Raw genomic sequence first — 11,181 nt, 5'->3', positions numbered from 1 at the left:
CCCGTAGAGCATCACTGCAAGGCCGAGCGAGGTGAGGAAGAAGCCCGGCCAATCGAATGGCTTCGCCTCGGAATCGCGGTCGCCCGGCACGAAGCGGGCAACCAGGGCAAGTCCGGCCAGCCCCAGCGGCGCGTTGATGAAGAAGTTCCAATGCCAGGAGAGATAGGTGGTGATGAAGCCGCCAAGCACCGGCCCGACCACCGGCGCGAACAAAGCCGGCCAGGTGATCAGCGCCGTCGCGGCGATCAATTCGGACTTCTCGGCGTTGCGCAGCACCAGGATGCGGCCGACCGGCGTCATCAGCGCGCTGCCAAGACCCTGCACGATGCGGGCGGCGACGAACTGGGTCAGGCTCTGCGAAAAGCCACAGGCGACCGAGGCCAGCGTGAACAGCGCGATCGCCAGGAGGAAAATATTGCGCGCGCCGAACCGGTCGGCAAGCCAGGCCGACAGCGGCACGAACACCGCCATGGTCAGCATATAGGCGGTGATGCCGATGCTCATCGCCACCGCCGGCACGCCGAAGGACTGCCCCATCTGCGGCAGCGAGGTCGAGATGATCGTCGAATCGAGCAATTGCATGAAGAAGGCGACCGCCACGATCAGCGCGACACGACGTGACTGACGCGCGGGATTTGCGGGGGACACGGCTGCGTTGTCGGGAATGCTGGTCATGACGCGGTGGTTGAACAGCATAAGCCCGCTCCAGTCCAGAGCTTATCCAACAAACTTCCGTGTCCCCGTTTCGCCTGTTATGGATGAGCCGGGGGTGGCCGAGGAAAACGCATGAAGCCTATCTATATCGACTACCTCAATGCTCTCGACATCGAAGCGCTTGCCATGACCGACGCCGAGATCATCGGCGCCGTCGAAGCCGGACTCGTCGCGCAGGGCAACGGCCAGACCGTTATCGAGCCGCGCGTCCATCTCGAGCCGGATCCCTCCTTCCACGGCCACTTCAACGTGCTGCGCGGCTATGTGGCGCCGCTCGACGCCGCCGGCGTGAAGATCGTCGGCGACTATGTCGACAATTACATGCACGGCCTGCCGTCGGAATTCGGCATCCTCAATCTTTTCGATCCGCGCACCGGCACGCCGCGCGCCATTCTCGACGCCACCGTCATCACCGACATGCGCACGGGCGCGGTCACCGCCATCGGCGCCAAGCATCTGGCGAAGAAGTCGTCCAAGGTGCTCGCCCATATCGGCGCGCGCGGCACCGCCTATTGGAACGTACGGCTGCTCGACCACCTCTTCGACTTCGACGAGATCCGCGTCCATTCGCGCAGGCCCGAAAGCCGTGACGCCTTCGCCGCGAAGCTCGCCGCCGACCTCGGCAAGCCGGTCCTGGCCGTGGCCAACTGGAAAAGCTGCGTCGAAGGCGCCGACATCGTCGTTGAGGCCTCGCGGCTGCCGGAGCCGCAGCCGCTGCTCAAGACCGAATGGATCAAGCGCGGCGCGCTGGTCGTGCCCTACGGCACGATGAGCGCGGTCGAGCTGTCGCTCACCGACATCATGCAGAAGATCGTCGTCGACGACTGGGGCCAGTGCAAGGGCGGCAAGTTCGGCTCGCTGCGCGCCCATGTCGAGACGGGACGGCTGAGCGAGGCGACTTTGCATGCCGAGCTCGGCCAGATCGCCGCCGGCCTGAAGCCGGGCCGGCAAAGCGATGGCGAGACGATCCTGTTCTGGCATCGCGGCCTCTCGCTCTCCGACATCGCGCTCGGCAAGGCCATGCTCGCCAAGGCCGGCGAAAACGGCATCGGCCAGAGGCTGCGCTTCGCATGACCCCGCTCGTTCTCACCGGCGCCGGCGTCAGCATCGAGGATGTGGTTGCCGCCGCGCGCAATGCCTGCAAGGTCGAGGTCACCCCTTCCGTCCTCGAAAAGCTCACCAAGGCGCGCCAAGTCCTCGATGCCGCCGCGGCCGGCGGCCAGCAGATCTACGGGCTGAACACCGGACTCGGCGCCAATCTTGTCACCGCGGTCGAAGGCGACGCGAGCGCTTTCCAGCGCCAGCTTCTCGACGGGCGTGGCGCCGCAGTCGGGGAAGCGTTGCCGATACAGACCGTGCGAGCGGTGATGTTTGCCCGCATCGCCATGCTTTCGGCCGGTGGCTCCGGTCTCTCGCCGCATGTGTTCACGGCACTCGTCGAAGCCCTCAATGCCGGCGTCCATCCGGTCATGCCGTCGCTGGGCTCGATCGGCGCCGGTGACCTGGTGATGATGACGGCGATCGCGCACACACTGATCGGTGAAGGTGACGCCGACTACCAGAGCCGTCGCATGCCCTCTGCCAAGGCGCTGATGATGGCGCGTCTGGCGCCGGTCAGTCTGGCGCCGAAGGACGGTCTGTCGCTAATCAATGCCTCGGCGGTTTCGGCTGGCGCCGGTGCGCTGGCGCTTGTCGACGTCCTGTCGGCGATGGAACAGCAGCAACAGGCCGGCGCGCTGACCATGGAGGCGCTCGGCGCAAACCGCACCATTCTGGACCCGCGCCTGCATGTAGCCCGCCCTGCGGCATGCCAGGCGCTGGCCGCAAAGACGCTGCGAGAGCTGCTCGCGCGCGACCATGAACCGGCGCCGACCACCATTCAGGATCCGCTCTCGATCCGCTGCATGCCCTCGATTCACGGCGCGCTGATCCAGGCGATCGATCACGCCAGGCTGGCGGTCGAGATCGAGTTGAACGCGGCCGCCGACAACCCGCTGGTGCTTGCGGAGGACGCGCTCGTGCTGTCGACTGGCAATTTCCATACCTCGTCGCTGGCGCTCGCTTTCGAGACGCTTGGCCTAGCGATTGCGCAATGCGCGGCAGCCTGCGCCGCCCGTTTCATCCAGCTCACCGGCTCCAGCCGCCACGGCCTGCCAAAATATCTGTCGCCGATCGGCGGCGCATCAGCTGGCTTCGTGCCGTTGCAGAAAACGGTCACGGCAATCCTCGCCGCCATCCGCCAGAAGGCCAATCCAGCAATGCTCGACTTCCTGCCGGTGTCAGAGGGCGTCGAGGATCACGCCACCCAGACACCACTCACCATCGCCAAATGTGGCGAGATGATCGTGCTGTGGCGGCGTCTGATCGCCTTGGAGCTGATGGCGGCGGCCCAGGCCGTGGACCTGCGCGAAGGGTTGGTGCTGGCGCCGGCAACCGGGGTGATCCACGCAGCGGTCCGCTCTCATGTCGCGACGCTCAAGGAAGACCGGCCTCTGGGGACCAGTGCCAACACACTCTACGCCGCGCTCGCCGACGGAACGTGGCGAGCCTAAAAGCATGTCTCCCGACAAGTGGGCCCTGTTTCGGGATAAAGACATGCTTAAAATTAGAAACTTAAAGCAGGACCTATCGCCGCCCGTTCAGGTCTTTCCGTCCACCTTCTTCATGAAGAGGGTGAGCTCGTCCGGATCCATGTGCACGATGTGCCTGTCTTCCGGATAGGCGCCGCTGTTGACGTCGGCGACATATTCGGAAAACGCCGCGATGCGCTCCTGCTGCAGCCGGTCATATTCGGCGGCGAAGTTCCGGTAGACTTTCGAGTGGCGCGGCATGTGACCGCGATTGGCGCCAAGGATATCCTCGGCGAACAGGTATTGGGCATCGCAGCCCGTGCCCGCGCCCATCGACAGCATGATCAACGACGTGCGCTCGGAGATCGCCTTCGCCACCTCAACCGGCACCACCTCGATCTCGGCGCCGATGGCGCCGGCGGCTTCCAACTGCTTGACCGCCTCGAACACCTGCATGGCGGTGTCCGCGGTCTTGCCGACGGCCTTGAAGCCACCGGTCCAGGTCGCGCGGGAGGGAATGAGGCCGACATGGCCGATCACCGGAATGGCATCGTCGGCCATGCGCTTGATCGTGGCATAGCCGGCGCTGCAATAGACGGCATCGGCGCCGGCCTTGTAGAGCCTGAAAGCCCAACGCAGGAAATCGTCCGCCGTGCCGATTTCGAAGAAATTCTCGCCGGGCATGGTGAAAAGGCTGGGCGCCGCGTCGCGATATTGCGGATTGAGCACCAGTTCCGGCGTCACCGAGACGATGTCCACCCCTGCCCGCTCGGCAGCCTCGGCCTCTTCCAGCGTCAGAACGCGCAGCATGGTCAATTGCCGCTTGCCCTTCATCGCGCGCAGATCGGCGACGGTCGGTCTCTTTCGGCTCATCGGACTTCGGTTCCCTCCATGTGTTGCGGCGCGTTGCTGTCAGCCGATATCGATCATCACCTTACCGGCCTCGATCCGGACCGGATAGGTTTTGAGGTTGACGCAGACCGGCGCGCCCTTGGCCTGGCCGGTCTTGTAGTTGAAGCGGCCATTGTGCTTGGGGCATTCGATGATGTCGTCCATCACCAGCCCGTCGGCGAGATGCGCCTTCTCATGCGTGCAGAACCCGTCGGTGGCGAAGAAAGCGTCGTCCGGCGAGCGGTAGATCGCGAAGCTGCGGCCGCCATGATCGAAGCGGATCACGTCCTCCTCGTCCACGTCATCGACCGCGCATGCTTCGACCCAGTCCGCCATCGTCCATCTCCGAGTTGCCGCGGCGCCTATTCGGCGGCCGCGGCCGTTATGTCGAGATCATGGAACTCGCCGCGATAGGGCTTGGCCGTCGGCGGCAATTCGCGCTTCAGGTAAAAGTCCTCGTATTTCAATTGTCGGAGCAGCACCGGCCAGACCTCGCGATAGGCGTGCCACATCGACGGGTTCGCCGCCGGCAGATCGTGCTTGATCAGCTCATGCAGCTTCGGCAGCGCATGGTAGGGCACCATCGGGAACATATGGTGCTCCACATGGTAGTTCATGTTCCAGTAGATGAACCGGCTGACCGGGTTCATGTAGACGGTGCGCGTGTTGAGCCGATGGTCGGTGACGTTGTCGGCGAGCCCGATATGCTGCAGCAGCCCCGTCAGCACCATGTGCCAGGTGCCGTAGAGGCGCGGCAGGCCGATCAGCACCAGCGGTATCCATGATTTAAGCGCGATGGCGACAGCGATCGTCGCTGCGTAAACCACCATGTGCCAGCGCGCCGCGATCACCGCCTTGTGCTGCTCCATCTGCGGTATGTAGCTCTTCTCGTCCTCCGACAATGTGCCGAAGGCCTGGCGCACCAGCGTCGGCAGCGAATAGCGGAAGTCGAGGATACCGGTGAAGGCCAGCGCCGCCTTGAGCAAATCCGGCGGCCGCATCACCGCAATCTCGGCGTCACGGCCGACGATGATGGTGTCGGTGTGATGGCGGGCATGGCTCCAGCGCCACTGCACCGGATTGCGCATCAGCATGAAGGAAGCGATGTGGTAGACGACATCGTTCATCCAGCGCGTGCGGAAGGCGGTGCCGTGGCCGCATTCGTGCCAGCGCGAGTCGCTCGACGAGCCGTAGAGCACGCCATAGACGAACAGGAACGGCACGACCCACCACGTGCCCCAGAACCAGACGATGCCGGCGGCCGAGCCCAGGATCGCGACGATCCAGATGTTGGTGTCGCGGATCGCCGGCCCGTCCGAGCGCTGCATCAATTCCTTCATGGTCTTGCGCGCCACGTCGGTGTGGTACCACTCGGCCGAGGCGAGCCCAGTCTCGATCGCCCGGCGCGTGCTTTCGCCGACAAGGCTGTAGTCGCGCTTGGTGCTGGAGGCCGCCGTCATCATCCCTCCCCGCAATCAAAGCCCGTTCGCACGGAATTTGCCGTCGAGGAATGTCTTCGCTCGCGGCACGTCATCCTCGGTCAGATGCTCGATGATCACCGGGATATTCGGATGCTTCTCGCTGAGCCGCTTGAGATAGAGGTCGTAGTTCAGCGCGCCCAGCCCCGGCGCCGGTAGCTCGATCTCGCCGACGCCGCGGAAGGTCAGTCCCTCATGCGCGTCCGCGTCGCCGATATCGGCATGCTTTTCGCTCTTGTCGCCGCCCGAACGCTTCACGTCCTTGGCATGCGCGATTTTGATCTTGTCGGTCAGCGTGTCGAACACCTGGTTCAGCACCTGGTCCATGCGGTCGATGTTGTGCGCCTCGAAATAGTTGGTCGGATCCATCAGCAGGCCAAGTCCGGGATGATCGACCTGCGCGAACATTTTCACCGTCTCCTCGACCGAGCCGACGACATTGTTGACATAGGTCTCGAGCAGGAACACCGCGCCGTGGTCGTAAGCCGTCCGGGCGAGGTCGGAGATCACCTTGCGGCATTCCTCGAAGCCTTCTTCGGTCTTGTTCTTGGGATGATGCACCCAGTCGGACTCGGTGTTGTAGGTGCCGGTCTCGGAGATCACGTAAGGGCTGCCGAAGTCGCGCGCGTTGCGTATGATCTCCTTGAGATAGGCAAGCCGCCTTTCCCGCTCTCCCTTGTCCGGATGGATGATGTTGGTGTAGCCGGACACGCAGCAGACCGGCAGGTTATGGTCGCGAAACGTGTCGCGCACCGTCCTCGCCTTGTCCTTGGTGATCTGCCCGGCCGACAGGTCGATATCCTTGAAATGCAGGTCGAGCTGCACGGTGTTGAAACCGAGCGCGCGGATGCGCCTTGCCGATTCCTCCAGCTCGTAGGGGAAATAGCCTGTGAAGATACCTGCCTGCATCATGAGGTGAAGTCCTCCGGGTAAGCGATTCAGTTGCCGCGTCTTTCGGCTGACTCAGTCGACGCGGATTTCGGACAGCTTGACGGTGCGGCCTTCGGCCATCGACCGGTAGCCGGCCTCGACCAGCGCCATGGTCTTGACGTTGTCGGCAACGGACAGCGCGGGCGCCGTGCCGGTCTTCAAGGCATATTGCAGTTGCTCCATGACGCCAATGAAGGCGTGCGGGAACCACATCGTCTCCCAGCTTGGGCTGATCCATTTGCCGCCCGTCGTCTCGGTCGAGGCATAGGCCAGCGTTGAGGCGACACCCTTCGGCCAGCCGATAGTGCCCTTGGCAACGCCCTTGGTGCCGTCGACGCGCCAGTTGATGTGCTGGTCGTCGTCATAGCCTTCCTGGCGTGGACCGGACCAGACATCCTCCAGCGATACCGCGAGCACGCCGGAAGGAAAGCGCAACGTCGACACGGTGATGCCGTCGGAATGGTCGAATTTCGTGCGAGGGTCCTTGCGCGTCAGCGTGGTGATCTCGTCCGGATCGCCGAACAGGAAGCGCAGCACGTCCAAGTGGTGCACGCTCATATTGGCGAGCGTCAGCCGGTCGTAACCGGCCAGGAAGGTCTGCCAATGCGGGATTGCGTGCATGTCGATCTCGGCAAAGACGATCTCCCCAAGCGCGCCGCTGTCGATGATCTGCTTCAACACGCGCATCGACTGGTCGTAGCGCATGTTCTGGTTGACCGAGAGGACCTTGCCGGAGGCAGCCGCCTCGTCGCGCAGCCTCACCGCTTCCTCGACCGAAAGCGCCAGCGGCTTCTGCGCCAAGACCGCCTTGATGTGCTTTTGCTTCAGCGCATGGCGGATCAGCGCCGGCTGCTGGTCGGGAGGAAAGGCGAGGTCGACGATCTCGACACGATCATCCTCGATCAATTGCTCCGGCGTGTCGTGGACGGTCGGGATATGCCAGCGATCCGCGACCTTCGCGGCATTCGCCTTGGTGCGGGAGGCGATCGCCACCACCGGAAAGCCGGCCTGCGCATAGGCGGCAAGATGGCATTCGGCCATGATCATGCCGGCGCCGATGCAGCCGATCCGGTAGTCCTTGACCCGGACCTTTACGTCCGGCTCGAAACCCGTGCTCGCCATCCATCCCTCCCGTCGAGGACTGGATATAACGCGATGGTCCAGGCCTCAGCCAAGGCCAGCGCCATCATTTCCCATCAGCGACAGCGATCGGCATGCACGCGCTCGTTAGGCTGGAATGACAAAGGCCGCGCCAGCCGGCGCGGCCTCGAAGATCGCCTGGCGGTCGCTACTGGACGGTTGCGACTTCAGCGGCGGCATTGTCGACGAAGCTCTTGTCGACCCATTTGCCGTAGTCGATGGAGCCTTTCAGGAGGCCGGCGCCGGCCATGAATTTCTCCTCGCCTTTCAAAGCGGCGATCGCATCGTCGGTGAGCCTCGGGTCCTGGTGGAACGCGCCGTCGGCATAGGTCTTGCGCACCGATTTCTCAGACGACTTGGTCGCTTCGACGAAGGTCTTGATGGTCTCCTCGGGATGAGCGTCGGCCCAGCGCGAAATCTCGATATCAACCTTCAGCAGCCGCTTGACCAGATCGGGATACTTCGCTGCGAAGGCGCCGTTGACCGAGATGACGTTCGGCACGTTCCATTCAGGATGCGTGCCCGTGTCGAACAGCACCCTCGCCTCGCCGGTGTCGACCAGCTTGGCGGCGGTCGAGTCGGTCTCGACGATGGCGTCGATGTCGCCGCGCAGCAGCGCCGGTCCGGACGCCTCGAAGGGCAGGTTCAGACCTTCGACGTCGGCGGTCGTCAGGCCGACGCTGTTCAGCGCCTTGCTGAAATTCGAATGCCTGACAGTGCCGGTGAGATAGGCGACCTTCTTGCCTTTGAGATCCTGCAGCGTCTTCAGCGGCGAATCGTTCTTGACGATGACATAGGAACCACCCGATTTCAGATAGCTCGACAGTCCGATCAGATTGACGTCGGCGCCCGAGGCCGCGACGCGAAGCGCAGGATTGTTGCCGGTATAGGTGAACTCGATCGCGCCTGTAGCCAGCGCCGTCGTCGCTTCGGAACCGCCGTTGAAGGTCACAAGTTCGACCTTGATGCCGTCCTTGGCGAACTCCTTGTCCCACCATCCGTCCTTCTGGGCGAGGATGAACTTCAAGTGCCCCGGCGCGGTGCTGCCGATGCGGATCACCTCGGGCTTGTCCTGCGCGAAGGCAGGCGCGCCGCCAAGGCTGATGGCGACGGCAACGACGCCCTTAAGGAGCAGCCGGCGAAATGCGTTGAATGCGGTGGTCATGGTGAAATCCTTCCCGATTGAATGGCTTAAACGAGCGAGTTTTCGGACTGGCCTTTCCAGGCGGTCGCCCAGCGCTCGAACCAGACGAGCAGATAGTTGACGGTCAGCCCGATGACCGTGAGCGTCAGGATGCCGGCATACATGTCGGCCGTTTCCATCATCAGCTGCGAATTCTGGATCAGGAAACCGAGGCCGGACTTGGCGGCCAGCATCTCGGCGCCGATGACCGCGAACAGCGAGGATTTCACCGCCAGCCGCGCGCCGGCGACGATCGAGGGAATGGCGGCCGGCAGAATAACTTTCCGGAACAGGTCGAAATCGGATGTGCCCATCGAGCGCGCCGCCTTGATCAGCAGCGGATCGACCGATTTGACGCCGCTGATCGTGTTGACCAGCAGGAAGAATACCGAGGAGTAGAAGGTGATCGCCACCTTCGATTCCTCGCCGATGCCGAGCAGAAGGATGAACACCGGCAGCAGCGCGAATTGGGACGTATTGCGCAGCGTTTGCACCAAAAGGTCCGACACCTTTTCGAACAGCGAATAGCGCCCCATCAGGAGACCGAGCGGAATCGCCACCACCACGCCAAGCGCAAAGCCGATCGCCGCGCGCTGCAGGCTGATGCCGATATGGTCGATCAGCACGCCCGAGGCGAGCAGGTCCCACCAGGCGACCAGCACCTCGCTCAGCGGCGGAAAGAAGATGCGGTTCAGCCAGCCGAGCCGCGGCGCGATCTCCCAAACAAGGAGGAACAGGCCAAGCAGCGGCAGGCCGTAGAGGAAAGTGCCGAGCCCGGCCGCGCCCCTGCGGCGCCCGATGCCGCGGGCCTCGCTGCGAGCCGTGACGGCCGGAGCCTTGGCCGATGCCTTGCCGGCTCCGGCAAAGGCGCGAAAGCCCGCAACGGGACCAAGCTTTTCGGTCAGATAGGCCATGGCTCGAACTCCTCAGTGGCTATAGGCCGGCGACAGCGTCCAGTCCTTCTGCGCCTTGTTGACCTCGTCGCGCAGGACCTCCCAGACACGCGCCCGGTAGTCGTTGAAGGCGGTGCTGGCACGGATGTCGCCACCGCGCGGGCGCGGCAAATCGATATCGATGATCTCCTTCACCGTGCCCGGGCGCGCCGTCATCACGACCACGCGGTCGGCGAGGAAGATCGCTTCGTCGATCGAATGGGTGACGAAGATCACTGTCGTCCTGATCTCGCCCCAGATCCTGAGCAGTTCGCCCTGCAGGAGCTCGCGCGTCTGCTGGTCGAGCGCGGCGAACGGCTCGTCCATCAACAGCACCTCCGGATCGCTGGCCAGGGCGCGCGCGATCGCCACGCGTTGCTGCATGCCGCCGGAAAGCTGGTTGGGGAAACGGTCCTCGAAGCCGGCCAGCCCGAACAGCGACAGCAGGCGGGGCGCGGTGGCGGTTCGCTCCGCCTTGCCGACGCCGCGCACCTCCAAGGCATATTCGATGTTGGCCAGCGCGGTACGCCAGGGAAACAAGGCATATTGCTGGAATACATAGCCGGTTTTGGGGTCCGGTTTGGTGATGCGCCTGCCGTCGAGCTGAACGCCGCCGCTCGTCGCCTGCGTCAAACCGCCAATAATATCGAGCAGCACCGATTTGCCCGAGCCGCTCGGCCCGACCAGCGTGATGAACTCGCCCCTGCGGATGGAAAGATCGACACCGTCGAGCACGGTCACGCGGTCGGTCGCCTCACCATCGACGGTGACGAACTGGCCCGGCTTGAGCTGGAAAGTTTTCCTGATATCGCTGACGACGATGCGGTCCATGGTTGTCGCCTCTATTGCGCCACGCGGATACGATGCGTCGGGTCGAATTCCGAGCCGCCGGCCTTGCCGCGCTTCCAGCCGAGCGCGCGGGCGTATGAACCGAACAGACGGCGCTTCTCGACCTCCGCTTCGGTGATGCCGGTCGGCCCTTCGGCGGCCTCGGCCACATAGAGCGCGTCGGTCGGGCAGTAGATCTCGCAGAGGAAGCAGGTCTGGCAGTCGTCCTGGCGGGCAATCACCGGCACGCCATCCGTGGCGTCGAAGACATTGGTAGGGCACACCTTGACGCAGATGTCGCATTCGACGCAGCGGGTGGCCGAGACGATCTCGATCATGACGCCAGCTCCGCGAGCCGCTCGGGCGCGCCCGCAATGCGGAAATCATCGACGCCAGTAATGACCAGCCGATGCGCGAGTGCCGTGTTCTTGCCTAGCAAATCGGTGCGGCGGTGCATGCCGCGGCTTTCGGCGCGGCGCAGTGCCGCTGCAACCGACCAGCGCCCTGTGGCGGCG

At 63.9% G+C, this 11,181-nt stretch carries 12 protein-coding genes and 1 pseudogene; 2 read left to right on the top strand and 11 right to left on the bottom strand.

The window, feature by feature from the left end; all coding sequences use genetic code 11:
• A partial coding sequence (locus EOA23_RS26165) for an MFS transporter (RefSeq protein ID WP_127306275.1) occupies positions 1-675 on the bottom strand: 675 nt, incomplete at its 3' end.
• Between the two features lie 111 nt (positions 676-786).
• On the opposite strand from EOA23_RS26165, the gene EOA23_RS26160 reads away from it, so the two are divergent.
• Both EOA23_RS26160 and hutH read left to right on the top strand, forming a co-directional pair.
• Complete coding sequence (locus EOA23_RS26160) at positions 787-1,788, top strand: ornithine cyclodeaminase family protein (RefSeq protein ID WP_127306274.1); 1,002 nt, start codon at positions 787-789, stop codon at positions 1,786-1,788.
• On the top strand, positions 1,785-3,266 hold the full coding sequence (gene hutH / locus EOA23_RS26155) for a histidine ammonia-lyase (RefSeq protein WP_126059982.1): 1,482 nt from the start codon (positions 1,785-1,787) through the stop codon (positions 3,264-3,266). The genes EOA23_RS26160 and hutH overlap by 4 nt, the downstream gene beginning before the upstream one ends.
• 87 nt (positions 3,267-3,353) lie before the next feature.
• On the opposite strand, the gene EOA23_RS26150 is transcribed toward hutH, so the two are convergent.
• The 10 genes and pseudogenes from EOA23_RS26150 to EOA23_RS26105 all read right to left on the bottom strand — a co-directional run.
• Positions 3,354-4,157 carry a 3-methyl-2-oxobutanoate hydroxymethyltransferase gene (locus tag EOA23_RS26150; RefSeq protein ID WP_127306273.1) on the bottom strand — a complete coding sequence of 268 codons (804 nt, stop codon included), beginning with the start codon at positions 4,155-4,157 and terminating at the stop codon, positions 3,354-3,356.
• Positions 4,158-4,196: 39 nt separating this feature from the next.
• Positions 4,197-4,511 carry a MocE family 2Fe-2S type ferredoxin gene (locus tag EOA23_RS26145; RefSeq protein WP_127306272.1) on the bottom strand — a complete coding sequence of 105 codons (315 nt, stop codon included), beginning with the start codon at positions 4,509-4,511 and terminating at the stop codon, positions 4,197-4,199.
• Between the two features lie 26 nt (positions 4,512-4,537).
• A complete protein-coding gene (locus EOA23_RS26140) occupies positions 4,538-5,635 on the bottom strand; it encodes a fatty acid desaturase family protein (protein WP_189341708.1) in 1,098 nt (365 codons plus the stop codon).
• A gap of 15 nt (positions 5,636-5,650) precedes the next feature.
• Positions 5,651-6,565, bottom strand: coding sequence for a sugar phosphate isomerase/epimerase (locus tag EOA23_RS26135; RefSeq protein WP_127306270.1), 915 nt, complete (start codon positions 6,563-6,565; stop codon positions 5,651-5,653).
• A gap of 51 nt (positions 6,566-6,616) precedes the next feature.
• On the bottom strand, positions 6,617-7,705 hold the full coding sequence (locus tag EOA23_RS26130) for a Gfo/Idh/MocA family oxidoreductase (RefSeq protein ID WP_127306269.1): 1,089 nt from the start codon (positions 7,703-7,705) through the stop codon (positions 6,617-6,619).
• A gap of 166 nt (positions 7,706-7,871) precedes the next feature.
• Positions 7,872-8,888 (bottom strand): aliphatic sulfonate ABC transporter substrate-binding protein, encoded by a 1,017-nt coding sequence (locus EOA23_RS26125; protein WP_127306268.1) that lies wholly within the window; start codon positions 8,886-8,888, stop codon positions 7,872-7,874.
• 26 nt (positions 8,889-8,914) lie between these two features.
• The gene (locus tag EOA23_RS26120) at positions 8,915-9,820 is read right to left on the bottom strand and encodes an ABC transporter permease (RefSeq protein ID WP_127306267.1); all 906 of its coding nucleotides are present in this window, start codon (positions 9,818-9,820) and stop codon (positions 8,915-8,917) included.
• A gap of 12 nt (positions 9,821-9,832) precedes the next feature.
• The gene (locus tag EOA23_RS26115; protein ID WP_127306266.1) at positions 9,833-10,669 is read right to left on the bottom strand and encodes an ABC transporter ATP-binding protein; all 837 of its coding nucleotides are present in this window, start codon (positions 10,667-10,669) and stop codon (positions 9,833-9,835) included.
• An 11-nt stretch (positions 10,670-10,680) separates the two neighbouring features.
• Positions 10,681-11,004, bottom strand: a complete 324-nt coding sequence (locus EOA23_RS26110) for a ferredoxin family protein (RefSeq protein ID WP_127306265.1) — start codon at positions 11,002-11,004, stop codon at positions 10,681-10,683.
• A pseudogene (locus EOA23_RS26105) lies at positions 11,001-11,181 on the bottom strand (oxidoreductase); the annotation flags it as partial. The gene EOA23_RS26110 and the pseudogene EOA23_RS26105, both read right to left, overlap by 4 nt.

It is taken from the genome of Mesorhizobium sp. M2A.F.Ca.ET.042.01.1.1, assembly GCF_003997405.1.
In the GTDB taxonomy this organism is placed as follows: Bacteria; Pseudomonadota; Alphaproteobacteria; order Rhizobiales; family Rhizobiaceae; genus Mesorhizobium.
The sequence above is the reverse complement of the archived record's forward strand: the minus strand, read 5'-3'. Positions and strand labels throughout refer to the sequence as shown.